A 25,522-nucleotide genomic window follows, 5' to 3' on the forward strand; every position below is an offset into this window, starting at 1 on the left:
TCCGCTCAGGGATCTCTTTCTATTTACAAAGCCTGCTTCACCACTAGACTTTTAACAATACTATTTTTATCAACGAACTCAAATCCAGCTCTACGAGCTTTTTTAATATAATCATTTTCGCTAGCAAAGACTTCTTTAAATGCTTTCATTAGAGCTATCATTTTTTTATTATCAAGCCTTCTTTCACGTTGATACTTATCAAGAGTTGAAATATGACCAATTAAACGCCCTTTTGCAAAAGCTTCACTTACTACTTTAGTTAGAGCAATCACATCTTTAAAACCGATATTCACACCCTGCCCAGCCAACGGATGAATTGTATGTGCCGCATCACCAATCAATACAACATTATCTTTTGCATAGCTTGTAGCATGACGCTGAATTAGCTCAAAACTAAATCTTTTTGATAGAAGCTTCACACTTCCAAGAGTATTACCAATTGCTGTTGCTAACTCTTGCTCAAACTTATCATCCGATAAGCTCATCAAAAACTTAGCATAGTCAGTTTTTACAGACCAAACTATAGAGGCTTTACTTGACTTTTCTAGTGGTAAAAATGCTAACACGCCCTTATCATAAAATCGCTGATATGCTGTCAAATGATGCTCTTTTTCTAACTCAAGAGTTGCAACTATAGCTGTATGTTTATATGGTTTAACCTTAGTTTCAAAATTAAAATAATCACGAATAAATGAGTTAGCGCCATCAGCTCCAACTATTAGGCTAGTTTCGATGATTTTATCAGCTAAAATAATTTTCTCAGTATTACCATTTTTTTGGATTTTCTCAATTTTTTGATTAGCAAAAATCTCGATACCAGTATCACTTATTTTTTCAATTAACGCTTGAGTGATAACATCATTCTCAACAATGCAACCTAAGCTATGTTCGGCTATTTCTTCTGCTGTGATACTAATAGTTTCGCCAGGTTCATCATCCCATACTCGCATTTGATAATACGGAGATATACGATTATTTTTGATATTATTCCAGACACCAAGTTCTTGTAGCAATCTTTTTGAAGTGTGATTAATCGCACTAACTCTCGTCTCTATTCTACCTGAGTCTAAAGGCTTGTTTTTAACATCTTTTGCTTCGATAACAGCAACTTGTAAACCATTATGGTGCAACGCCAAGGCAAGGCTTAAGCCCACCATACCACCACCAACAATTACAACATCATATTTTTTCATTTTGTTATTCTCAGTCCAGTTTGTCATACTACGGCTTGACCGTAGTATCCATTTATTTGAGTATGTTATCATACAAATCCAACCATAGAGGATTGAACTTATTTATCAAATCTAGCTTCCATTTTCTTTGCCAAGTTTTCAACCTCTTTTCTCGATAAATGGCATCTTTAATATTTTCAAACTGCTTATAGTAAACAAGCATCTTAACATCATATTTTTTTGTAAAACCATCAACAAAGTCTTTTTTATGTTCATATACCCTCTTCACGAGATTTGAAGTCACACCTATATAAAGCGTTCCGTTAACCTTACTCGCCATTATATATACAAAAGCCATATTAAGCCTTATTTCTGGATCCTACGATCAAGTCGTAGGATGACTTTAATTATACTTCTCTTTTACTAATAGTTCTCATAAACACAGGGATCTTTACTAATCCTTAAAAAAGCTACTCACCTTCAACCACCTTTCTCATCAGAGTTGAACCTTTTGTAAGCTTACCCATCATTACTCTCGATAGAGCTTTTTTGGCCAATTTACTTCTTTGCAACAGATGTAATCCTACATTTCTACTTGTTACAAGCTTACGATCATTTGATACAAACCACTTTACAAAGCCATGTGTAACGTTAATTGTTCTATCATGATCTGGTTTTCTGACTTTTTCAAACGCTTGTAAGATATTTTTTAGCTCAAAAGAATTAAATATATCAGAGGCACTTCGAGTCCGCTCAGTGACCCGTTTATCAATTAAATCATACAAAAATCCAATATCTCTAATGCTTAGATTCATACCTTGACCAGATACTGGATGTAAGAAATGTAAAGCATTACCAAAAAATAAAACATTATCTTTATAAACTTCATTTGATTGAACAAGATATAGAGGAAAAACAGCTGGTTTTGAATCAAGTTTAATCTGACCTAGTCTATAACCAAACCTATCTTGTAAAAGTTCTTCAAATTCACTCGTAGCCAAAGCTAGTTTTTCTTTTGAATTATCTCTATCGACTGTCCAAACACACCCCATAGTAGTTCTTGACTTAGGAAGCATTGCTAGCACTCCATCTGTCATAAATCTTTCAAAAGCTGTATTATCATTATCAAGATCAGTTTGAATATCAAAAACAACTGCATCTTGTTTATAATCACGAGTTTCTGCACCAACACTTAGCATTTTTCTCAGACTCGAATTTGCTCCATCACAAGCTATTATCAAATCTGCTTCTATAATTTTCTGTTGTTGTTTTTGCTCAACTACTAAAGAGTATTTATCTTGATTTTTTTGTAGATCTATGACATTAGTTTCAAAAGCTTTTTCAATATTTGAATTATCGGCAACGCTTTTCAGTGCAACACTCAGAAGCTCTTGCATTGGTGCAATAGCTCCTAAAAATGGTAGATTTTCATCTTTTGCAAATATTTCAGCTCTACCATATCTACCTTTATCAGAAACATGGACTTTTTTTATTGCTTGAGTTTTAGAAGTAACTTTATCCCACAACCCAAGGGTATTTAGAAATGCTATTGATGAATAAGAAACAGCTATGCTCCTATTATCATTTTTGACTTGTAGTTGATCTTTTTCAATATGAATAATTTTACAACCTGTTTTTGCAAGAGCTAAAGAAGTTAGTAATCCTACTATACCTCCTCCAACTATTGCTACATCGTATCTAGCATCCATTTTCTAATACCTAAACTTTTTCGCTATCAATAAGTAGAACCGCAACTTTTGTATATTCGAGTAATTCCATGAAGTCATCCTCACAGCTCTCATCTTGACCTAAAGAATCATAATCCATATATGATATTTGCATTAGATCATGAATCGCTTCTTTGACTTCCTTATCTTTTGAATTTTCAAAGTCCAAACCAAATAGTCCAACACCAGATAAAAAACCTTTTATCCAATATGTAAGAGCCTCTGCCCTATAAGTTAAAGACTCATCATCCTCTGGAATAAATAGATCAAAAGTTAGACCTTTTTCATCAAATTGTGCTTTTGTGTAATCATAAAGCTTCTTCATTGTTTTCAAAGCTGAAGTTGCTACTAAATCACCCTCTTCAATAGACTTCGTCATCAAAGAATCTGACCAAGCTGTAAACTTAACCTCAGCACCAAAACTAAATAATGCACAAAGCAAGCCATGTGCCTCAGATGCTGAAGTTAAAGCTTGCATTACTTTCAATGCTTCTACAACATCTTCAAAATTAGGTTTTTCATTTTTCATAGATAGATTTTATTTTATATATTATTACTCAATATTTTACTGTATATGGGAGATTAGTTATAGGGATTTTTTTAAAAAGAAATCATCCTAGAGTGTTAGTTTAGACCATAGCCAGACCTTTACAGATTAATCATCTGTAATACTTTTTGAATTCAGCACTACCTAGAAATAATTCATTATGTACAGACCACGCTTAAAACTTAATTATCAAACTCTGCAATCTTATCTTTACAAAGTTTCTCTGTCAGAAGCTGTAACTGTTTAACTCTCTCACCCAGCCAAGTTAGCTCTTCTTCAGTTATCTTGTAATGTTTTGAATAGCGAGCTTCAATATATGCTTTCTTTAAAAGTTGAAATCTGCGACGCTCAACCTTACTAGTTTGTGGAAATATCTCAGCAACCTGCTCATCTAATTCAATGGCTAATGAGTTGAGTTTAACCAAATTATGAGTATTGGGTTTATAGTTTGTAAAAACTAAAAGTAAACAAGCATAAAAACGCTCTGTAGCTTGATGTAATAAAAATGCAGCATTCTTAAGATGACCTTTTTCCAACACCATTTGAAAATATTCATGGAACTGAAAAGCACTCTCAAACCATTGTTCATAATGCTTTTCAGCGATTTCTTTTGACTCTGTTTTAGTTAGATTACCAGCTAATGCTAACTCTCTACGATCTGACTCATATAGCACTATTCCATCTCGTTTTATATCAGAGAAAAAATACTGTCCTTTTACAAGAGCTTCATTAACCTCTTTAAGAGAATGTACAATAATATTTACTTCTGGACGAATCCTAGCAGACATACGAGATTCGACACTATCCCAAATCTTATACTCTTCTACAAGCTCTTGGCGATCTAGTATAACTAAAATATCATAGTCACTTATATAACCATGTGCAGGATCATTAACCCATTTACCTGTAGCAAAGCTACCGAATAGGATAATCTTTAAAATCTTACTATTTTTTCTTTTACCATTAGAAAAGCCAATAGCCTGCTCAAACTCATCGCGTATAACAGCGACTATCTGAGATAGGTGATTTTGCTTAGATGCTGGTAAATTACTTAAATCTGTTTTCATAAGTTAATGATACCATTTAAACATCTATAATTAATATCTTGTATAAACATTATTATAGTTTTGTGTTTGATCTCTCACATCACAATATTTATTGGCTTTAACTTCAAACTAAATATTTAGGATAATTAACCAAATACATAGCTGCCTATACAATAGAACCACCTAAACCATGTTCTGTAAAACCAATGTTTTTACTGCGTCCAGAAGTTATCATAATCTTCAGTTTGCCCTCTCGCATCACAATATTTTTTAGTTTTTTCTAAGGCAATGTTATTTTTATCATTCTTATGTTCTTTCCAATAAGTGCCAAATGAACTGCAATATATCGTATTTAATTGTTTCTTTTTAAAAGAAGTAATTAAAGGTTTAATTGTTTCTTTTGTAGTCGAATCATCATCAATAATAAAATCCATAATGATGATTGGATTATCTACAGCTTGTACTTTAAAGTAATAAGTACCGTATTTATAGTAATTAGCAGGTATACTGTTAGATGAAACATGAGTTTCATATTTATAATCAAAACTTTCTAATTTAAAAGGTTGTTTATATTCTTCTTCAAGTAATTTCATTACTTGAGCTTTAACTTCTTCTTGTTGCTCTTTAGTTGCTTCTTCACTCAACTTCTTTGGAAAAGTTGACTTAACAGTTTCAGCTCCCATCATAGGAGCAAATGCTAAAGTACTACAACTATTTAGAGAAATCAAGAATGATAATAAAAATACTATTTTAAAGAGTCTCATAATCAATTAGACATATATTTTATATAAAATTGATAGTCTTCACTATCTCCTCGTTCATCACAATATTTTGCATTTTTATCAAAAGCATTTTTATCAAAACTAGCATTAGCATGATTTTTTGAATAGTATTCACCTAAAGAACTACAATAAAGTCTTTTAAGGTCTTTCTTTTTAAAAGACTCTATTAAACTTTTAATAGAGTCTTTTAAAGTTTCTTTATCTTTTATTACAAAATCTAATTCAATAATAGGGTTATCAATAGCTTGTATTTTAAAATAATAAGTCCCATACTCCCTAACATTTATTGAGCCACCTGTTTCATGATGTTTTTCATATTTATATTCAAAGCTTTCTAATTTGAAAGGTTGTTTATACTCTTCTTCAAGTAATTTCATTACTTGATTTTTTACTTCTTCTTGTTGCTCTTTAGTTGCTTTTTCACTCCACTTTTCAGGAAATACATTATTATATGTAGCTTGTGTTGCTACTGAACCTACTCCTATTAAACTACAACTGCTTAGTAAAGACAGTGCCACTAAAGATGTTATTATTCCTTTTTTCATGATAAAACCTTAAAACCATTCATACCACTAAATACTTTGTTATATCTTTCTATTTCAGCTTGTTTTTCATTAGAAGGATTAGCTTTTAAAAGACTATCTACATTAGCATGACTGAACTCTGTTAATTGTAATGAACCATCAGGACTGTATCCTTGATACTTATAGTTTTTCATAAGATGAAAAGCAAAATCATAATTAGTTGAAGCAGCTACATACCTATCTGTTTCTATCATTTTAGGTTCGCCAACTAGTGTTGCTATATTTGCTACTAAATCACCTCGCCTAATGAAGTTAGTTAATAAACCATGATCTAGTTGAGCCTGATAAGTTACATAGTTATCTTTAATTTGCTTTTCCATTTTATTATCTGTAAAAATAGTTATTGGAGTAGTTACAACTTTTACAGTATCAGATACAGCTTCTGCTGGACAAGTAAGCACAAAGTTCACACCGTAACTATCTTGATAACAATCAAAGTTAAATACACCATCAACACTTGATTTAATTCCGTAACCTTCAAATGTTTTACAAGGGCTTAGTTTTAGTTTTGAGTACTTAGGATAGCTTACAAAATACATTGCTTGGGCTTGCACAATAGCACCGCCTAAACTATGACCTGTAAAACCTATGTTCTCAATTTGTAAATTGAGATTTCTAAGTAAGCAATCAGCAAAGTAGATACCTGCTTTCATACAAAATACTGTAGTATTTAATGGTACTGCATGCTGTAAAGCCATTCTTGCATCACTGCCCCAATTTTCAACTGTATCAGTTCCGCGTGTAACTACATATATACCTTTATTACTTTTATCTTTTGCATTAGCAATAGCTATACCGTAATAATCAACTGTATTAGGATTCAAACCATATTGGCTATCTATAATACTAGCATACTGATTACTTGTAGTTACAAGTTTGTATTTCTTTAAAATTGGTTGATAATAGCTTGGGAAAGTTTCTAAAGCAAATAGCATATCATCAGAAAAAATAAACTTTTCTTTGGCTAGTGGCGACAAAGTTTTCTTATCAGAATTATAAATCAAATTAGCTAAAGGAACATTTTTAGATTTACTAGCAGTCTCCAAAAATCTCTTCTCATACACCAACTCACACAGCACAGAGGCATCTTTATCAGGCAGGTCTGTTAGCGGTTGGCTTGTGTCTTCTTGGTCTTCTTCTTTAAGATCATGAACTATGTCTTCAGCATCCCTTGTAAACATAGTCGTAGCAGGCGTTATCTCTAAGTATTCATGCTTGTAGAAAAGATCTCTATCCTTTCTAAGCTTCAAGGTCATTTCTTCACTATTTATCTTGTTGTATAAGCCGTTTATCTTCCTCTGTAGACTGCTATCTTCAATGCTTAGCATGTCTTCTTCTCTATTCCACAAATGCTCTACACTTTTAACAGGATCTACCTCATCATATTCATTTAACGGTTGATAGTGTTTTAATGCTGTTAGATAACCTTTTCTAGTCCTAAATGTAGATAGTAGCTTAATACACATTTTAAGCACTCTTTCAGATAGTTCTATACTGTTTTCTATAGCTTCTTGACTAGCTTTACTTGGGTTATTGAGTAGATAGAGTAGTTGACCTACTGACTGAGGTACTAACGCTAGTATTAGCTCATCAGGGGCTTTTTCTAGCTCTTCTAAAACTACTTGTATACTTACTGTCTTACCATTCTCTTGTAAATTTTCTAAGTACTTCTTAATCTCTTCATCATTTGGCACAGCATAAGTATCTACTAATGCTTGATAGTTACCTCTTCTGCCTAACATTTGTTTTACTATTTTAGCTATGATTGTTTCATCTAGCTCAAACTCTTGTCTTGCCTCTTGATAATAATAAAACTTCTCCAATGAGTAACGCTCACCTACTGTAGCATCAAATATCAAAGCATCTCCCTCTGGATAGTCTTGATCTTTGTTATGTGTAGAGAATAGATATTTACTATCTGCATAAATCAACCACTTATCATCTTTATAATCTATCTGATATGGTTTTGTTAGTTGTTTTGATTGTAGGTCTTTGATTTTTAACCTACCTAGATTTAGTTTTTCTATTTTCTTATTATTCTTAGTATTAGCTGCCCTACTCCAATGCAATATCCCATCAACTATTTGATTATCTTTAGCTGTAGGGTACTGATCGTGATTTTCACCTTCTAAGACATATTTATTATCTTTGACTGCTACTTTAACTTTTTGCGATAATAATACCTGACTATCTACATATTCTTCTGTAGCTACCAACTCAAATACTCCATACTCTTCATCTACTTGATGTTGATATGATTTATGTGTTATTGCTTTTTCATTATCATAATCAATATCTGCTATTAGATCAGGCTTGTATGGTAACCTAGCATAAGTCTCTGCTAACTGCTTGAAGTTGTACCTACCTGCTAACATCAAGCCCATATATAGCATACTTGACTGTGTAGTCTTGCCGATATCTAACCATCTGTTGATATTTGTCTCAGATAAGTTTTGTAAATGCTCTATGCCATTATTTACTGCTTGTTGGTTAGCAAACTGATAGCCTCCTTTAAAACCTAATCCTTTAACTTTAGATTCTAAATCTCCACCTATAGCACCCCAGTTAATCAAGTATGTATCTCCATCAAGATGTTTATCTTTATCAAAATCTATATCTGCAATACTCATACTATCTAGTACAGACTGGTCTAGCATACAGATACCAGATCTTACAAAGCTTATATGGATATATTCTTTATTAGCTAATAATGTTTGTTCAAGGTCAGCTGTAGTGTCAAATCTATTTGCCACTTGACGTTTAGCAAAGTTATTTCTATATATAGAATTTGTCTTTGACTTATTCAAATATTTAGCTTGTGAATTAAATATATCTCTAACTAAGTTTGTCGGTACAAAATATAGCTTAGCTTGTTTAGGGCTATATATCACATCACCAATATAGTAAATATCATCTGCATTATCATCAGGATGTTTATATTCTGCTTGTTTAACTTGATACTCTTGGAGTCTAAATGATGATTTAGTCATATCACCATCTATAACCATCTTAGAGCCAATATTATACTTAATACTACCTGCATTAATATTTTTAAATGGCGCTTTTTCTGTTTGATTTTTTGCAGTTACTCGAAAACCAGCACTTTTTACATTTAGCTTGTCTGTGCTTATCGTGGCTTTGTTTGATTTAAGATTGATATTCTTTGTAGCTGTGATTGTATGCTTGCCTGAGCCAGTTTCTGTCAGTATATTATCACTTATGGTTGTACTATCAGCCATGATCGTTTCAACTCTACTCTTTGCTTGTATAGTTGTCGTTTCTTGCTTAGTTTCGCTCTTATAATCTTTTGCATGAAATGTTTCTTTGGCTGATTTAGATTGCTGATAAATCTTAGTATCATCTTCGTAAGTGTTATAGATATTTCCCTTACTTATCTCTTCTACCTTAGATGAGGATATTAGCTTCTTCTTTTTACCTTCTGCTAACTCCTCTTGAACTATACTATCATCGCTAACTATATTCTTTTGGACTTTACCACTTTTATATTCTGATACGCTACTTTGGCTCTTCGCTCCAGATTTATCTTTATCAGCCCAATCATCCGGACGAGTGTTAAATACTTTGGCCATAGAAATACCACAAAACTTTATAATCTTATTAGTTTGATTATAAAAGTTATTAAACTTAATTTATAGATAAAAATTTAAACAATTCCTAGATCCTTTACAAACACAGAAACTAAAATAACAAATAAGTATTATAAGTGGTAACAAGTTCTAAAAGTCAAGAAATATATCTACAAACTTTTCACTATAAATCATTCAATCATATATTTATGTGATTTATAATATAAAGCGTAATCAAGGTTTAGTTGTCTGGGTTACAAGTGGTTTAGCTACAATCTTGAGCCGATACTACTTAGAAAAGGGAGTCTTGGTGTTTTGATTGGAGTGCAAGCTTTGGTTTATGCTACAAAGAAGCCCAATATCAAAACTATGACACCCACTTGATACCAAATGGGATCAAGAACATTGAGCTAAAACGGTAATCTGGACAACTAATTTTTTATATATTCGCTATGGAAAAAAATCAAGTTCGTAAACAGCTATTAGATATCCGCAATAATCTAAAAGATAAAGCTGAATTATCACAAAAAATAAACTCTCAAGTAATCAAATATATAACTAATACTTTTAACAATCCCAAGATAGCAAGTTTTTTATCAATTAAGCATGAAATAAATACAGATCAGATCAATAACTACTTTAAAAATAATATTTATTTACCAATAGTACACCCTTTCTTAAAACATGGACTTTGGTTTGCTAAAGACTCAAAAAAATATTATTTAAATAAATATAAAATTAAGGAACCGCTGCACACCTCTAAAGATATTAGAGCTCCTTGGGAACTTGATATTATTATTGTTCCCATAGTCGGCTTTAATAAAGAAAAATACAGAATGGGAATGGGTGGAGGCTTTTATGATTATACATTAAGCTTTAAAAAAGCCCATAAATCCCCACTAACTATCGGTATAGCCTTTGATGAGCAGCAAAATAATGATATTATCATAGACAGTTACGATATTAAGCTTGATTTAATTATTACACCTACAAGGATATTATAAGACCATGGATAGTACTACTGTAGCAACTCAAATTAAAACACAAATACTATCACAAGTAGATCCTCAAGCAAGTATTGAAACAATAGATGAAACACATAAGCATATAAGGCATAAAGGCTACACTGCAGGTAAATACCATTTTACCCTAAGTATAAAGTCACACAAGCTTAACTCAATGAGAAAGATCTCAGCACATAAAGAGATTTTTAATGCTGTAAATGATCTTATGCCTTATATCCACGCTTTATCAATAAAGATAAAACCGGAGTAAGTGATGTTTGATTTTATTTTACATTTTAATGAGTATATAAACTATTTCATCAACACTCTTGGGATATGGTTTTATATTTTATTATTTTTCATCATTTTTTGTGAAACTGGTATTGTCTTAGGAATATTTTTTCCTGGCGACTCACTACTTTTCACAATAGGTTTAACAGCTGCTGCAACTAGTATAAATATACATCTAGCAGTACTCTCAATCTGCCTAGGTGCAATAATTGGAGACTCATGTAATTATATTACAGGTAAATTTATTGGAGAGAAATTATTTAGCACCCACGGTCGAATCCTCAAGTCCGCTTACCTGATTAAAACCAAAGAGTTTCTAGAACAATATGGTACAAAAGCTATTATATTTTCGCGTTTTATTGCCTTTGTAAGAACCCTTACACCTTTTGTAGCTGGTATAAGTAGAATGAATTATGCTAAATTTGTAGTTTTAGGAGCAATATCTGCTGTAATATGGTCATTCTCTATTACTTATACAGTGTATTTTTTTAGTGACAACCCTTTTGTTAAACAAAATCTTAGTCTGATTATAGCAATAATTGTTATAGTCGTTATTACACAGATGGTTCTAAAAGCTATTCGGAATAAAATAAAAGCAAAAAGAACTTAACCTTTAAGTTTTATTTTCTTATAATCTAGTGATAGTTTATAGACAACATTGAATTATGGATACTATTTCAGCAATCCTACATATCATATTACACTTAGATCAGTTTCTTAGCACCTATATTAATATCTTAGGAGACTGGACATACTTATTACTTTTTGTAATTATTTTCTGCGAAACTGGACTTGTTGTCACTCCATTTTTACCAGGAGACTCTCTTCTTTTTGCGTTAGGGCTTACATGCGCTGCAACTACACTCAACATTCATGTTATCGCCCCTATACTAGTGCTTGCTGCTGTATGTGGCGATTCTTGTAATTACTTCCTAGGTCGAATGATTGGAAAAAGAATTTTTAAAGATAATGCAAGAGTACTTAAAACTGCACACCTTCTAAAGGCTCAAGAGTTTTTTAATAAGTATGGTGCTGCAGCAATTATCCTTGCCAGATTCACCCCAATCGTTAGGACATTTATGCCTTTTACAGCCGGCATGGCACGAATGAGATACCCTAAATTTGTGATAATGGGTGTTATTGGCGCATTCATCTGGGTTTACTCGATTGTTTACTTAGCATTTTTCTTTAGCAATAATGCTTTTGTTAAAAAATACTTCGGTGTATTTATTATTCTAATAATAGTTGTTTCACTAGTGCCTGCTACCCTATCTTTTATAAAAGCATTAAAAAATAGACTTCTTAAATAAAGACTAATTATTTCTTTAAGCTTAAATAATCAATTAAAAGTTTGCGGCTTTTTAACTGCTTACCAGCTAAAACATAATCTACAAAAGCACGCACAACTTTTGAAATTTCTTTTAAATCAGTCTCAGACCAAGCGCTTATAGATTGATTTATCTTTAAAAGACTAGCTCCTGAAATAGTATTTAACTCAGCATTTAAACACTTTTTAAAATCATTATTTAACACAACATATCTAAAGCCACTATCTATTGGCACTCCATCCACATCACAATCAACATAAATACCCTGACCTAGGCTCTCTAACAACTCTAACTCAAACATTCTAAGTAAATACTTATAATTATTCTCATCTATATTTTTAAGTAAAAAGTCATACTTACTAAACAAAATATCTTCTTCATGAGAATGACTTAGAAGCATATACAGCAACTCATTAGCATATTGTAAAGAAAGTAAATTGATATATGACTTTTGATAGCAAGATGCTACAAACTCAACATTATATAATTTACTCAAACTATCTGCTTTTTTTGCAACACTAATCTGCCCCCTTAGTTCAACTAGAGGTTGGTACAAATTAACTGTTTTTTTATTAGTTCTAACAATTACAGACACCTTGCCAAGTTCACGAGTAAATACACTTAATAAAAGAGAATTTTCTTTATATTTACGCTGATGCAATATGTAGAAATTATATAGTTGTTCCTTCATTAACTTTCTCTATCAACTCTATCAACTGTAAAGCGTTTCTATATTTAACTTCAGGTAACTCAAAATCCAAGATAATACTTTCAATATTAATCTTTCTAAGGTCTTCTTTTTTTTGAATTTTATTCTGTATCCACTTAGCCATAGCTACGATATATGCATCTCCAAAAACTCGGTATGAAACCATACTTTCAGAAATATATATTTCTATAGTAGAAAATTTATCCCAAACACTATACTTTTGCTGCTCAGAAAATACATTAGAGTCTTCTTTTTTAACTTCTGCTAACAACTCTTTAACTAAATTATTATACATACTTACCTCCTTTAGGAGATATTGCACGTAAAAGCTCGACTTTTTCTTTTATCGTATTAGCTGCTTCTATAACTTTTTGGTAAGTAGTTTGTAAACCAAAAGAAACTCTAATAGTTGCAGCAGCCTGTTCTGCAGTTAATCCTATAGCACTCAAAACATGTGATGGTTCAATAGCTTGAGAGTTGCAAGCTGACCCCATTGATACACAAATATTATCTAACATTGCCAAAAGAGTTTCACCTTTAATCATATCAAATGTAATATTCAAAATACCTGGGTAACTATAGTCAAGATTTGTATTTATACTTATATTATCAATTTGCTGAATAATATCTAAAAAACTATCTCGCATCTTTGTTACATGTTCTAGATTTTGCTGTTTCTTAGCAGCCATATCTTCACAAGCCACACCAAGTGCAAATATTTGGTGGTTTGCTAAAGTGCCAGCTCTTAAATTAAACTCTTGTGTCCCACCATGTATTTGCTTTATAAGTTTTACTTTAGGTCGCTTAGATTTTACATATAAAAACCCAACTCCTTTAGGTGCATATAGCTTATGTCCGGATACCGATAATAAATCAATGTTCATCTGTTTAATATCAATATCAACTTTCCCATAACCTTGAGCAGCATCAACGTGAAATAAAACATTATTTTTTTTAGCTATAGATCCTATTTTCTGTAGATTATTTTTTGTTCCTAGCTCATTATTCACCGCCATCAAACTAATAAGTACAGTATCACTTGTAATTGCATCTTCCAATTCAGCAATATCAACTTGACCAAATTTATCAACATCAAGGTATGTCACATTAAATCCTTGTGTTTCTAAAGATTGACATACATCTAAAACAGCCTTATGTTCTGCCTTGGATGTAATTATATGTTTACCTTTATTTTGATATGCTAATGCGACTCCCTTTATTGCAAGATTATTAGATTCTGTTGCTCCGGATGTAAAAACAATTTCTCTAGGTAAAATACCTAATGTCTTAGCTATATTCTCTCTTACTTGTTCAATTTTGTGACTAACAAACTCTGCTTGCTCATAAGTTGATGATCCTGAATTAAAAAACTCATCATCACTATTAATTGAACTTATCAATGTGTTTTTTACAAATTCGCTAAGCGGTGTTGTTGCAGCATAATCAAGGTAAATAAGGCCCATTAAAGTTTAATAATTCTTTTATTTAATAGCTAATATTGTTATTATAACAAATAATTGCGTACATAGTACTTTAACAAAGCCGCAATGATATTAAGCGTATGGTTAGAGATGGTAAATCTATCCAGTTTCGTATAAGAAATTTAGCTTAATCAAACAGCGACTTATTTTAAGAAAGACCTATCGGATTAATTTACCTAAAGGTCAAAAGCAAGTTGGCTCGTTAAACAGTCAGCTATGAATTTATATTTATTAAAGGAATTTAAGAATGAAAAAAATACTAATCAATAGTAACAGTAGCGAAGAAACTAGAATTGCTACGCTTGATAATGGAAAACTAATAGATTTAGATATTGAAAATGTCGATAGAGAGCAAAAAAAAGCTAATATATACAAAGGATATATTTCAAGAATTGAGCCTAGTTTAAATGCAATATTTGTAAACTATGGTGAAGAAAAAAATGGTTTCTTACCTTTTAAAGAAGTATCTGAATATTACCTAAAAGATGTACCAAATGGAGACAATATTGCCCCTTTGCTTTCCGAAGGACAAGAGTTAATCGTTCAAATAGACAAAGAAGAACGCGGTGACAAAGGAGCCGCTCTTACTACATTTATTACTCTAGCTGGCTCTTACATGGTTCTATTACCAAACAATCCTGATGGTGGCGGTATTTCTCGTCGTGTTGAAGGTGAAGATAGAGATAGACTTAAAAAATATCTTAAAGATCTAAACATCCCTAAAAATATGAGCGTAATTGCTAGAACAGCTTGTGTTGAGTGTTCTTTTGAAGAACTAAAGCATGACTTTGATAATCTTGTTGAATTATGGAAATCAATTTCTCAAACTTATCACAAAATCAAAAAACCTGCTCTATTACATAAAGAAAGCGATATTATAATCAGAACAGTAAGAGACCACTTAAGAGAAGATGTCAAAGAAATCATTGTAGATTCAAAAGAGTGCTTTGATGATGTGAAAAGACAACTTGGTTTATTAAGACAGAGCTTTGACATCAACAAGGTTAAACTTTACAGTGAAGATTTACCAATCTTTGCACAATTTGGTATTGATCAACAGATCGAAAATGCTTATAAAAGAGAAATTCGTCTACCATCTGGTGGCTCTATAGTAATCGACACTACAGAAGCATTAGTCGCTGTTGATGTAAACTCATCTCGTGCAAATAAAGCAGAAGATGTTGAAACTACAGCTTTCAAAACGAACTTAGAAGCTGCTGAAGAAGTAGCTCGCCAACTTAGAATTAGAGACTTAGGTGGTCTTGTTATTGTTGACTTTATCGACATGTCTTTCTATCCAAATAGAAAACAAGTTGAAGAAAAATTAATGGACGCTCTTCAACAAGACAAAGCTCGTATCCAAATGTCTCGCATCTCTAAACTTGGTTTAGTTGAGATTTCTAGACAGCGTCTAAGCTCATCAATAAACGAAAGTGTCATGCAGAAATGTCCTCGTTGTGAAGGTCATGGTTTCATTAAAACAACTCAAGCTACAGCTCTTACTATACTACGTAAAATTAGAGCCGAAGCTATGAAAGATGATACTAATGAAATCAGAGTTCAAGTTCCTGTGGATATAGCTGCATATATACTAAATGAAAAAAGAGATAATATTGTTGATATTGAAAAAATCACTAATGTTAAAGTAATGCTTATCCCTAATTTCAATATGGAATCTCCAAAATTCCAAATGCAAAGAATCTGGGGTACTAGCTATAAATCAAATCGTACAAGTACTGATTTAATTGAAGATGTATACAATGTTGAAGTTCCAAAAGCAGGTAAGAAAAAGGTAGCTGCTGTTGATTTAGTAAAAAACACTGAAAAAAAGCAAAATTCTAACAAAGATTCTAAACCAGCAGAACAAAAACAGGAGCAAAAAACAAATAAGCCTGTAAATAATACAACAAAAGATCAACAACCTAAGTTAGCAGAACCTAAGAAAAAAGGTTTCTTTGCTAAACTAGCTGGTGTGTTCTCCGCTAAAGCAGAAGAAAAAGTTGAAGAAGCTCCTGTAAAACAGCAACCTAAACAGCATAACAATAAAAATAATAACTCTCAAAAACCTCAGCATAACAAGCAGAACAGAGAGAACAATAATCAACGCAATGATCGCAACAATAACGATAGAAATAACAATGACAGAGGCGATCGTAATAACAAAGGGCAAAACTCCCAAAGACCTCAACATAACAAACAAAATAGAGAGAATAATAATCAACGCAATGATCGCAACAATAATGATAGAAATAACAATGACAGAGGCGATCGTAATAAGAATAAAAGAAGTAATGACAAATTTGATAAAAAATCAAATAATCGTAACGGCAGAAGCAACAACTTAAATTTAAATAATGCTGAGGAAGTTGTAGATATTACAAAAGTAAAATATCAGAATCAAAACACTGCTACTACAGTAGATAACATTAAAAAAGTTATCTCTAAAAACCCAGAAGAATTTGTTTCTGTAATGGTTAAAGATGTTTTAGAAAATTATGATAGCTTAAAGGACGATGGTGCTAAAAAAGTAGCGACTGAAGAGAAGGCAAAAACTCATAAATATCTTAGGTTTGAAACAGTATCTGTTGATACTGCTATAACTTCAGCTCAAGAAGCTAGTAAGCCTAAAAAAGTGGAGGAAGTTGCCTCTGCTGTTAAAGAGGAAGCTAAAACGCCTAAAGCTAATCAAGAAGCAGAAAAAGCTCCTAAACAAAAAGAGAATAAAAAACCTGCTAAAGATAAGGATACTAAAAAAGATTCTGTTAAAAGCAAGCCTAAAAAGGATAAGCAAACTTCAACAGCTAAAAGTGATAAAAAAGAAGCTCCAGCAAAAGATACTAAAACTCAAGCTGAGTATATAAACTATTCTCCAGCTGTTGATTTTGAATCTCAAGCACTAGTATAAGGTAGAATAATGCTTAAATATCCTCATATTGATCCAGTTGCTCTACATCTTGGTCCGATTCAAATACATTGGTATGGGCTGATGTATCTGCTTGGTATTTTTGCAGGATGGTTTTTAATTAGACTAAGAGCAAAAACTAAACCATGGTCACCTATCAAACCTGAGCAAGCTGGTGATTTAACATTTTATGTGGCGCTAGGTGTTATCCTTGGCGGTAGAATAGGTTATATAATTTTTTATAATCTTCCTTACTACTTCCATAATCCATCACAAATGTTTTTCTTATGGGATGGTGGAATGTCATTCCACGGTGGTTTTATAGGTGTACTTATAGCCTTTGCTTTATTTGCTAGGAAAATAGGAGCAAACTTTTTTGATCTTGGCGAATTTGTTGCTCCTGTCGTTCCAATAGGTCTTGGTGCCGGAAGAATAGGTAACTTTATCAATGGCGAACTATGGGGTAAAGTTACAGATTCACCAATAGGTATGATTTTCCCAACAGGTGGTCCACTACCTAGATACCCTTCTCAACTGTTTGAGTTCTTCTTTGAAGGTGTTGTACTATTTACGGTATTATGGGTTGTCACAATCAAGAAAAGACCTCGTTATTTAGTGCTAGGACTATTTATGCTAATCTATGGTTGTGCTAGATTTATCTGTGAATTCTTTAGACAGCCTGATCCTCAATATGGCTACATATTCTTCAACTGGATGACTATGGGGCAAATCCTTTCTCTTCCAATGATTATTCTTGGTGCAATTATACTACTTATAGTATTCATAAAAACTAGAGGAAAAAATAAGTGCGAGAATATTTAAACTTTCTAGAATATATTAAAAACAAAGGTGTTTCTAAAGGAGATCGAACAGGTACAGGTACAAAAAGTGTATTTGGTTATCAAATGCGTTTTGATCTTCAAAAAGGTTTCCCTTTAGTAACTACAAAAAAAATCCATCTACCAAGTGTTGTCCATGAACTACTCTGGTTTCTAAGTGGTAGCACAAATGTAAAATACCTAAATGAAAACAAGGTCCGTATATGGAATGAATGGGCTACCAAAGATGGCGAGTTAGGTCCTATTTATGGTAAGCAATGGCGTGATTTTAACGGTGAAGGTGTTGATCAAATTACTGAAGTGATCGAAATGCTAAAAACTAATCCAAATTCTCGCAGAATTTTAGTTTCAGCATGGAACCCTTGTGTCGTACCATCTGAAAAAATATCTCCTCAAGAAAATATTGAAATAGGGAATTCTGCCCTACCTCCATGTCACGCAATGTTTCAATTTTATGTAGCTGACAATAAACTATCATGTATGTTAACACAAAGAAGTGCTGATGCTTTTTTAGGCGTACCATTTAATATTGCTAGTTATTCACTACTAACACACATGATCGCACAACAATGTGATTTAGATGTTGGAGAATTTATATGGTCCGGTGGAGATTGTCACATTTATAATAATCATATTGATCAAGTAAATGAACAACTAAGTCGTCAACCTTTAGAATTACCAACTTTAAAAATTCTTAAAAAACCAGAATCTATTTTTGATTACAAATATGAAGATTTTGAGTTTAAAAACTACAATTATCACCCTGCTATTAAAGCAAAAATCTCTATTTAAGGAGAGTTCAAGTGACTCAGCTATCTCTTAGCAAGAAAAAAATCCCTATTCTTCTTTTAGAAGGAATACACTTAAATGCTTTAGAATCATTTAAAGCTGCTGGATATGACAATATTGAGCTGCTAAATACAGCGCTTGAAGGTCAAGATCTTATAAACAAACTTAAAGACTTTAAAGTTGTTGGTTTACGTTCACGTACCCAGCTAACAAAAGAAGTATTAGAACAGTCCCCACACCTTGCAGCGATAGGTTGTTTTTGTATAGGAACAAATCAAGTAGATCTCAAAACAGCTCAAAACTTGGGTATTCCCGTATTCAACGCACCATTTTCAAATACAAGAAGTGTTGCAGAACTTGTATTAGCTGAGGCTATTTTACTTATCAGAAATGTTATTGATAAAAATGCTAAAGCTCATCGTGGTGAGTGGTTAAAGTCAGCTGAAAATGCCAACGAAGTTAGAGGAAAGACTCTTGGTATAATCGGCTATGGTCATATAGGTATGCAACTTGGTATACTTGCAGAAGCCGTTGGACTAAATGTAATATTTCATGATGTTGAAGAAAAACTCCCTCTTGGTAATGCAAATCAGGTCGATAGTCTGGAGACTTTACTAAAACAATCTGATGTTGTTTCTCTACACGTACCTCAACTACCTACTACAGCAAATATGATTTCAACAAAAGAGCTTAGTCTTATGAAAGAAAATGCTGTACTCATAAATGCTTCTAGAGGTAATGTTGTCGATATACCAGCTTTAACAAAAGTTCTAGAAAACGGTAAATTAAAAGGTGCAGCAATTGATGTTTTCCCCAAAGAACCATCATCTAAAGGTGAAACTTTTGAAAGTCCATTAAGAAACTTTGACAACGTTTTCTTGACTCCTCATATCGGTGGTAGCACTATTGAAGCTCAAGAAAATATTGCAAATGAAGTTAGTGCAAAACTCATCAAATATTCTGATAATGGTTCAACATTAAATGCTGTAAACTTCCCAGAACTATCATTACCAACTAATACCAGTACTCATAGGATATTACATATCCACCAAAATATTCCTGGGATTATGAATAAGCTCAACAACATACTCGCTATTAAAGGACTTAATGTTGAAGGTCAATATTTAAGAACCTTAGAAAATATTGGTTATGTTGTAATGGATATTAAATCTACACCAGAACAAGCTAAAGATTTAGTTACTGAATTTAAAAAAATAAATGCCACAATCAGAGCACGCTATTTAGTATAAATGCCTATTGATAAATTACATATTTTAAATGAAATATATAAATATAACCCATCACATATAATTATTGGTTATAGCGGTGGTGTTGACTCAAGTGTTTTATTAAATATTTGCAAAGATATAAATATCCCAATCATAGCAATATATATCAATCATAATATCCATAAACAATCTTTAAAATGGCAGGAACATTGTCAGCAAACTTGTAATAATCATGATATTAGATTTATCAGCCATTCTTTAGAACAATGCCCTAAAGGAGAAAGCTTTGAGGCTTGGGCTAGTAAACAAAGAATGACTTTCTTTCAAAGTATAATGAAAAAATATCACCAGCCTCTCCTGATTTTAGGTCACCACCAAGATGATCAGGCAGAAACATTCCTTATTCAAGCAGTTAGAGGTGCTGGATTAGCTGGTCTTGCAAGTATTCCTTACTATAAACAATTAAAACATGGTGCTGTTCTTCGCCCTCTTCTTGACTATAAGAAACAAGAAATTGAAACATTTGCTAAACAGAATAGTATTTCTCATATATATGATGATAGTAATGAAGATATAAAGTATCGCAGAAACTTAATTCGTAATAAGATAATACCTATTCTACAACAAGTAAACCCTAGCGTTAATGAAACTCTTTCTCGTAGTGCTAATATTTGTGCCCAGAGCAAAATAGTCTTAGATAAACTATTGGCTGAAAAACTAGAAAATATTTCTGATGGCATAAATATCAATATATCTAAATTTATAGAACTTGATGAAGATATTCAAAAAAACATTTTACATTTTTGGTTTAAAAAAAATACTCTACAAAGTTTAAAAAGCAAACAAATAGAAGACATATACTTTGGTATAAAAAATAAAAATAACTCTACAGGATGGAAATTAGATATAAATAAGATCTATCAAGTATATATTGAATATAATTTGTTGCTTATAAAAAAAACAATTGATAGTTACACTACAACACCTACCAAAGATATTATAGAATGGCTTAGCAACAATCTAAGTTACGAAATTGATTTAAATAAGATAATAATACGCGAAAGACAATCCAACGATAAATGTAAGTATCCAAGTAGAAACAAAGCTAATAAACTAAAAATTATTTTTCAAGAGCTAAAAATACCAGCATCAGAACGTTCTAAAGCGAGAATAATTGAGCTTAATAGACAAATTATAGCTATTTATCCTTTTTTTGTTTGTGAATAATATTGCTTACATATCTTTACTTAAACTATTATCCAAATAACCCTGATATAGGTCTAAGCCTAAAATACTCTTTTTAATTCATACAAATTACCTTTTCACTGCGTCGATCTTCTATTAGTTTAGCCAATTTCAAAACAGATTCTTTTATATAGAACCGATGTTTGTAACAAAAATGTTACATACTGTTACATATTTGAAACCTATTTCCAGCGTTGTAATTTACTAAAATGAGAATTATAACCAATACAACGAGGAGAACATATAAAACTTAAAAAACTTTCATAGAGGAGAATCATTATGAAATTATATCAAATATTGATTATAGTTCTGGGATCTGGATTTTGCTATGCAACATCGCTAGAAATTAACAAAACATCACCTACAACAAATTTTAAAATTAGTGAAGCATGGAGTGATTTAATTGACCCAAATGCAAATGGTGTAGTACTTGGTGGCACCTACAATATGATAAAAGGCACTTACAACCCTGACGCAGTAGTCAACTTTAGTGAAATGTATCTTGATGATGATATTTCAGTTGATCAGTCAAGTAGTAGGTTAGAACAAAAAGCTAATATGAACTCATCAATGACTAGTTCATCCAATATGCTAGCTATACATGCAGCTGGAGAAAGCTCAACATCTATGCCTGGTGCTGGTGCTTCTGTTGGTATGGCTGCATCATCAGCATTTGAGAATTCTGAATTAAACCAAGGAATTAGAATATCTGTAAATGAAATGGCTTACGGTAATACTTATAAAATTAGTGATATAACTATTGATAAATATATTAAACAAGAGGTTAAGGATTATGCTGATAAAGTTAAAAATAATGAAGCATCTGTGCTAGATTTCATAAATAGATACGGTAATTTTATTGTAACAAGAGTAACTGGAAAAGCTGTAGCTAGAGCATATTTAGATTTATTTTTTTCAGATTCTTCATCATCTTCATCACTGGCTATAGAAACATGGGGTTCCGGAGGTACTCCTTTTGCCTCGGCTAAATTTGCAGGTGGTTTAGAAACAGCATTAGCAACGAATAATTCAGATTTGAATGTTAATTTTAATTTTGAAACTATTCCCGCAGATAATAAATCAACAGTAAAAGAAGAATTGACTGACCTACAAAAGATAGCTAATGATTATAAAACCATCCCCACTGGAACTAGTAAATCAGATATTCAAAACTTCTTAACTGATTTTAAAAATCAATCATCAAACACTGGTTTAGCTATGAAAGAAGCCGCTGATGGTGAAAACACTAATCGTAATATTGATACTACTCGTCAAAATAAACAACAGGCTATTTACTCTACAGATAGTTATATTAGAAACTTAATTCAACGAGATAACATCAATTTAAGATCAAGTGTTAGTCCGAGTGAGTTAATGAAAGGCTACGTTCCAACATATATAGTATTAACACCATGGTATAAGATTAAAGGCTTTGAACATATAAATTTTAATGGCAGTGGTGAATTTAATAATAGACAGTTAACTGATGCATATAGACTACTATTTGAACAAATGAATCTTATTAAAAAAGCAGAATTTGTATTAGGATTACCAGAATACTTAATAAGCGAATCTAAAAATTATAGTATTAGATTAGAACTTCCTAAAATTATTGAAATGGAAAAAAACATCTTAACTGATATGAACAATGAGCTAGTTAAACTTTTAAATGAACAAATAAAGTTTTATCAAGAAAATAACAGCGACTCATCTTTTGAATTACTTTATAAATATAATAACACTATAAAAAACATTAAAAATAAACATTTATACTCTGCTAAAGAACAAAGCTTTGATACGTGGCTTCATAAAATAAATAATTATATTTATGATGGATATCTTACTACTATTCTTTCTCAAGACAGACTTGCCCAACAAAGATTAATCCATGATATAGACTATATTGAGATTAAGTATGAGGCTGAAGATTTAAAATCAAGATTGACACCAGAACAATATGATCGTTTTAGATATGGACACCCTAATGCTCCTGGAGCTAGGTTTGTATTTGAAGCATACCATCCAGATGCATCAACTCCAACTGCAAATACAAAAATCCAATTCTTACTTATACCAAGATACGATGACTCAGCTACTTTTGATAATTATACTATATTTGAGTTAGAAGATCGTGGAGAAGAAGGTACAGCTTTTGGCGTTCTAGGAGCCTCTGACAGTTCTCATGAAAATGAACAAAGACACAATGCATTAGGTTTTTGTAAAGTTTCAGATCTTGAGTATATAACAGATACAAATGGTTATAAGTCATATACTTGTTCATCTAGAGATTGGATTAAAAAACAACCCGTATCGAATTGGTATAAACTATCTTATAAAGAGAAAGTTTATAATAATCAACAAAATCAAGACGAGATCTGTTTTGATAACCTTACATTTGTTGAAGGAACAACAAACGAAGAATCTATCGCAATAAAAAATTACTTAATAGGTCCAACTCCAGATTTCGACTGGGATCAGTACAAGCCAAGTTTAACTATAGCAAATCATGATGGTACGCTATGTTTTAGACCTAAAATAAAAAATGATGAAATTGTTACATCCAACCTATATAGAACAATCTCATATAGTGACTTTACCAATAGTTCATCGTTATCTTAACTTAAAGAAAGTTTATCCGTAGAAAACCTACCGATAACTTAATAATTACACTTTTTTAATATCAAACCTACTAAAAGTTAGAAATATAAAGTACTTGGTTAAATAAATTACACGGACAATTACTATTTATTATAAAAACCACCTACTTTAATTTTTTAACAAAAAATGCCACAACAAACCACAATAATACAGTTACAAGTATTACAGATATAATATGCATAAATAAGCTTTGGAATAATTGTGCTTGACTAATTAAATCAAGATTTTTTGAACTACTATTACCCAATGAAGCAAAATCAGCTACTTTAGCTCCAATAAATCCAGCAATACTTCCTGTGAAAAGCATATATGAAGCTGCTAAGAATCCCGTATATTTCTTATCTTTAATTGATGTGATTTCAGATAATGCTATAGGATCAATAAATAATTCTGACACCCCTAAGCAAGCTAATGCAATTATGACAAGCAATGCTGAGGTTGTACCATCTATACTTGCATTTTTTGCAGCAATAAAGAATAAAATAAAACACAATAACTGGAAAACAAAACCAAAAGAAAACTTAATCATTCTGCCAAAATCATTATCTAAAGACTTCACTCTCTTCCATATCCATGCAACAACCAAACCTCCAAATAAGATAGATAATGAATTCATTGAAGTAAACATACTTGCTGGTATATCTATACCAAGTAAGTATGTATCAACATTTCTGTGGATAAACACTTCTACTGAAGTATAAAGTTGCTCATCAAACATCCAAAATACTATCCCAAAAATAAAAAATGGTATTAAGATAAATAACGACTTTCTTGTAGAAGAATCTACTTTAAATAAAACGATAATAAAATATACTACAGTAATAGCTGTAACAATAGACAGCAAATAACCGTCCCACAATAAATCCAAAGCAAAATAGCTAGCACATAGTACAACTAAAATACTCAAAATTATTAGAGATGATTGTAATGTCTTTGATGTAGAATTTTTAGGAATAACGCCTGGAATATGTTTAGATCCTGATATAAATATAATTAAGCCTAGAATCATTCCAATACCAGCAATACCAAATCCATAATGCCAACCATAGTAATGTGCTGCTAAACCACAAAGTGCAGGTGCCACTATACCTCCAAGGTTTCCACCTAAGTATAACAGTGTAAATGCTGAATCTTTTTTCGGATCCTCTGCAGAATATTGCTGACCAAGCAAACATGAAACATTACTTTTAAAAAAACCATAACCACAAACAATAAATGCCATACCATAAAAAAGCATACTATCGCCACCAAACCCTAAAATAAGATGCCCTACAGACATAAGGCTTGCACCATAGATTACAGCTCTTTTATATCCTAAAATCTTATCTGCGACAACACCACCAACAACTGGCGATAAATAAACTAAAGTAACATACGCACCAGCAGTCGCATACGATGTAGCATCTCCTAACTTAAGATAATCTATTAAGTATAGGATAAGTAAAGCTCTCATTCCATAAAAGCTAAAGTATTCCCATATATATATTGAAATAATATACCAAAGTGCCTTGGGGTGTTTACTTGTATATGTATCTTCCATTTCTAAACTAAAAATATTAATTAATTTACAAATTATATCGGAAAAAAGTATTGTAAGAAAAG

21 protein-coding genes, 1 other RNA gene and 1 pseudogene are annotated in these 25,522 nt (G+C 31.8%); 11 read left to right on the forward strand and 12 right to left on the reverse strand.

Features of this window, described 5'->3' with window-relative positions:
- Window positions 1-23: 23 nt before the first annotated feature.
- The 8 genes from QI37_RS02745 to QI37_RS02780 all read right to left on the reverse strand — a co-directional run bounded on the left by QI37_RS02745 (window position 24) and on the right by QI37_RS02780 (window position 9,448).
- Complete coding sequence (locus tag QI37_RS02745; RefSeq protein ID WP_052399194.1) at window positions 24-1,220, reverse strand: FAD-dependent oxidoreductase; 1,197 nt, start codon at window positions 1,218-1,220, stop codon at window positions 24-26.
- A 25-nt stretch (window positions 1,221-1,245) separates the two neighbouring features.
- Window positions 1,246-1,530, reverse strand: coding sequence for a GIY-YIG nuclease family protein (locus QI37_RS02750; RefSeq protein WP_040008317.1), 285 nt, complete (start codon window positions 1,528-1,530; stop codon window positions 1,246-1,248).
- Window positions 1,531-1,642: 112 nt separating this feature from the next.
- On the reverse strand, window positions 1,643-2,881 hold the full coding sequence (locus tag QI37_RS02755) for an FAD-dependent monooxygenase (protein ID WP_040008318.1): 1,239 nt from the start codon (window positions 2,879-2,881) through the stop codon (window positions 1,643-1,645).
- A gap of 10 nt (window positions 2,882-2,891) precedes the next feature.
- Window positions 2,892-3,428, reverse strand: coding sequence for a UPF0149 family protein (locus QI37_RS02760; protein ID WP_040008319.1), 537 nt, complete (start codon window positions 3,426-3,428; stop codon window positions 2,892-2,894).
- Between the two features lie 200 nt (window positions 3,429-3,628).
- The gene (locus QI37_RS02765) at window positions 3,629-4,513 is read right to left on the reverse strand and encodes a HEPN domain-containing protein (protein ID WP_040008321.1); all 885 of its coding nucleotides are present in this window, start codon (window positions 4,511-4,513) and stop codon (window positions 3,629-3,631) included.
- 191 nt (window positions 4,514-4,704) lie between these two features.
- A complete protein-coding gene (locus QI37_RS02770; protein ID WP_040008322.1) occupies window positions 4,705-5,256 on the reverse strand; it encodes a hypothetical protein in 552 nt (183 codons plus the stop codon).
- A gap of 2 nt (window positions 5,257-5,258) precedes the next feature.
- Window positions 5,259-5,819, reverse strand: coding sequence for a hypothetical protein (locus QI37_RS02775; RefSeq protein ID WP_040008325.1), 561 nt, complete (start codon window positions 5,817-5,819; stop codon window positions 5,259-5,261).
- On the reverse strand, window positions 5,816-9,448 hold the full coding sequence (locus QI37_RS02780; protein WP_040008328.1) for a hypothetical protein: 3,633 nt from the start codon (window positions 9,446-9,448) through the stop codon (window positions 5,816-5,818). Before QI37_RS02780 ends, QI37_RS02775 begins: the two co-directional genes overlap by 4 nt.
- A 240-nt stretch (window positions 9,449-9,688) precedes the next feature.
- Between QI37_RS02780 and ssrS the strand changes: the two genes are divergently transcribed.
- The 5 genes from ssrS (at window position 9,689) to QI37_RS02800 (ending at window position 12,050) form a co-directional block, all read left to right on the forward strand.
- Window positions 9,689-9,879, forward strand: a non-coding RNA gene (gene ssrS / locus QI37_RS10080) — 6S RNA.
- 18 nt (window positions 9,880-9,897) lie between these two features.
- Window positions 9,898-10,449 (forward strand): 5-formyltetrahydrofolate cyclo-ligase, encoded by a 552-nt coding sequence (locus QI37_RS02785; protein ID WP_040008331.1) that lies wholly within the window; start codon window positions 9,898-9,900, stop codon window positions 10,447-10,449.
- Between the two features lie 4 nt (window positions 10,450-10,453).
- Window positions 10,454-10,720, forward strand: a complete 267-nt coding sequence (locus QI37_RS02790; protein ID WP_040008334.1) for a BolA/IbaG family iron-sulfur metabolism protein — start codon at window positions 10,454-10,456, stop codon at window positions 10,718-10,720.
- A 3-nt stretch (window positions 10,721-10,723) separates the two neighbouring features.
- Complete coding sequence (locus tag QI37_RS02795) at window positions 10,724-11,350, forward strand: VTT domain-containing protein (protein ID WP_040008336.1); 627 nt, start codon at window positions 10,724-10,726, stop codon at window positions 11,348-11,350.
- A gap of 55 nt (window positions 11,351-11,405) precedes the next feature.
- Window positions 11,406-12,050 (forward strand): VTT domain-containing protein, encoded by a 645-nt coding sequence (locus QI37_RS02800; protein ID WP_040008338.1) that lies wholly within the window; start codon window positions 11,406-11,408, stop codon window positions 12,048-12,050.
- Between the two features lie 7 nt (window positions 12,051-12,057).
- On the opposite strand, the gene recO is transcribed toward QI37_RS02800, so the two are convergent.
- From recO to QI37_RS02815, 3 genes are read right to left on the reverse strand one after another with little or no spacing between them, the layout of a single operon-like run.
- Window positions 12,058-12,759, reverse strand: a complete 702-nt coding sequence (gene recO, locus QI37_RS02805) for a DNA repair protein RecO (RefSeq protein ID WP_040008339.1) — start codon at window positions 12,757-12,759, stop codon at window positions 12,058-12,060.
- A complete protein-coding gene (locus tag QI37_RS02810) occupies window positions 12,740-13,072 on the reverse strand; it encodes a hypothetical protein (RefSeq protein WP_040008340.1) in 333 nt (110 codons plus the stop codon). Before QI37_RS02810 ends, recO begins: the two co-directional genes overlap by 20 nt.
- A complete protein-coding gene (locus QI37_RS02815; RefSeq protein ID WP_040008342.1) occupies window positions 13,065-14,240 on the reverse strand; it encodes a cysteine desulfurase family protein in 1,176 nt (391 codons plus the stop codon). The genes QI37_RS02810 and QI37_RS02815 overlap by 8 nt, the downstream gene beginning before the upstream one ends.
- 265 nt (window positions 14,241-14,505) lie before the next feature.
- On the opposite strand from QI37_RS02815, the pseudogene QI37_RS02820 reads away from it, so the two are divergent.
- The 6 genes and pseudogenes from QI37_RS02820 to QI37_RS02845 form a co-directional block, all read left to right on the forward strand.
- Window positions 14,506-16,858, forward strand: a pseudogene (locus QI37_RS02820) (Rne/Rng family ribonuclease); the annotation flags it as partial.
- A gap of 314 nt (window positions 16,859-17,172) precedes the next feature.
- Window positions 17,173-17,982, forward strand: coding sequence for a prolipoprotein diacylglyceryl transferase (gene lgt, locus QI37_RS02825; protein WP_040008345.1), 810 nt, complete (start codon window positions 17,173-17,175; stop codon window positions 17,980-17,982).
- Window positions 17,967-18,791, forward strand: a complete 825-nt coding sequence (locus QI37_RS02830; protein ID WP_040008349.1) for a thymidylate synthase — start codon at window positions 17,967-17,969, stop codon at window positions 18,789-18,791. Before lgt ends, QI37_RS02830 begins: the two co-directional genes overlap by 16 nt.
- Before the next feature lie 11 nt (window positions 18,792-18,802).
- Entirely contained in the window at window positions 18,803-20,038 is a 1,236-nt protein-coding gene (gene serA / locus QI37_RS02835) for a phosphoglycerate dehydrogenase (protein WP_040008352.1), read from the forward strand.
- On the forward strand, window positions 20,039-21,244 hold the full coding sequence (gene tilS, locus QI37_RS02840; protein WP_040008354.1) for a tRNA lysidine(34) synthetase TilS: 1,206 nt from the start codon (window positions 20,039-20,041) through the stop codon (window positions 21,242-21,244). It abuts the gene before it with no gap.
- A gap of 297 nt (window positions 21,245-21,541) precedes the next feature.
- On the forward strand, window positions 21,542-23,881 hold the full coding sequence (locus QI37_RS02845) for a hypothetical protein (protein WP_040008356.1): 2,340 nt from the start codon (window positions 21,542-21,544) through the stop codon (window positions 23,879-23,881).
- Window positions 23,882-24,023: 142 nt separating this feature from the next.
- On the opposite strand, the gene QI37_RS02850 is transcribed toward QI37_RS02845, so the two are convergent.
- Window positions 24,024-25,460, reverse strand: a complete 1,437-nt coding sequence (locus tag QI37_RS02850) for a peptide MFS transporter (RefSeq protein ID WP_081946974.1) — start codon at window positions 25,458-25,460, stop codon at window positions 24,024-24,026.
- Window positions 25,461-25,522: the final 62 nt, after the last annotated feature.

It is taken from the genome of Candidatus Francisella endociliophora (assembly GCF_000764555.1).
Lineage (GTDB): Bacteria > Pseudomonadota > Gammaproteobacteria > Francisellales > Francisellaceae > Francisella > Francisella endociliophora.

Excerpts from the sequence above, each read along its gene's own strand:
- lgt (WP_040008345.1), top strand. The coding sequence starts at position 17,173 with ATGCTTAAATATCCTCATATTGATCCAGTTGCTCTACATCTTGGTCCG.
- QI37_RS02745 (WP_052399194.1), bottom strand. The coding sequence starts at position 1,220 with ATGACAAACTGGACTGAGAATAACAAAATGAAAAAATATGATGTTGTA.
- QI37_RS02765 (WP_040008321.1), bottom strand. The coding sequence starts at position 4,513 with ATGAAAACAGATTTAAGTAATTTACCAGCATCTAAGCAAAATCACCTA.
- QI37_RS02810 (WP_040008340.1), bottom strand. The coding sequence starts at position 13,072 with ATGTATAATAATTTAGTTAAAGAGTTGTTAGCAGAAGTTAAAAAAGAA.
- QI37_RS02750 (WP_040008317.1), bottom strand. The coding sequence starts at position 1,530 with ATGGCTTTTGTATATATAATGGCGAGTAAGGTTAACGGAACGCTTTAT.
- QI37_RS02785 (WP_040008331.1), top strand. The coding sequence starts at position 9,898 with ATGGAAAAAAATCAAGTTCGTAAACAGCTATTAGATATCCGCAATAAT.
- QI37_RS02800 (WP_040008338.1), top strand. The coding sequence starts at position 11,406 with ATGGATACTATTTCAGCAATCCTACATATCATATTACACTTAGATCAG.
- QI37_RS02815 (WP_040008342.1), bottom strand. The coding sequence starts at position 14,240 with ATGGGCCTTATTTACCTTGATTATGCTGCAACAACACCGCTTAGCGAA.
- QI37_RS02795 (WP_040008336.1), top strand. The coding sequence starts at position 10,724 with ATGTTTGATTTTATTTTACATTTTAATGAGTATATAAACTATTTCATC.
- QI37_RS02845 (WP_040008356.1), top strand. The coding sequence starts at position 21,542 with ATGAAATTATATCAAATATTGATTATAGTTCTGGGATCTGGATTTTGC.
- QI37_RS02760 (WP_040008319.1), bottom strand. The coding sequence starts at position 3,428 with ATGAAAAATGAAAAACCTAATTTTGAAGATGTTGTAGAAGCATTGAAA.
- QI37_RS02770 (WP_040008322.1), bottom strand. The coding sequence starts at position 5,256 with ATGAGACTCTTTAAAATAGTATTTTTATTATCATTCTTGATTTCTCTA.
- QI37_RS02755 (WP_040008318.1), bottom strand. The coding sequence starts at position 2,881 with ATGGATGCTAGATACGATGTAGCAATAGTTGGAGGAGGTATAGTAGGA.
- tilS (WP_040008354.1), top strand. The coding sequence starts at position 20,039 with ATGCCTATTGATAAATTACATATTTTAAATGAAATATATAAATATAAC.
- QI37_RS02790 (WP_040008334.1), top strand. The coding sequence starts at position 10,454 with ATGGATAGTACTACTGTAGCAACTCAAATTAAAACACAAATACTATCA.
- QI37_RS02775 (WP_040008325.1), bottom strand. The coding sequence starts at position 5,819 with ATGAAAAAAGGAATAATAACATCTTTAGTGGCACTGTCTTTACTAAGC.
- recO (WP_040008339.1), bottom strand. The coding sequence starts at position 12,759 with ATGAAGGAACAACTATATAATTTCTACATATTGCATCAGCGTAAATAT.
- QI37_RS02850 (WP_081946974.1), bottom strand. The coding sequence starts at position 25,460 with ATGGAAGATACATATACAAGTAAACACCCCAAGGCACTTTGGTATATT.
- QI37_RS02780 (WP_040008328.1), bottom strand. The coding sequence starts at position 9,448 with ATGGCCAAAGTATTTAACACTCGTCCGGATGATTGGGCTGATAAAGAT.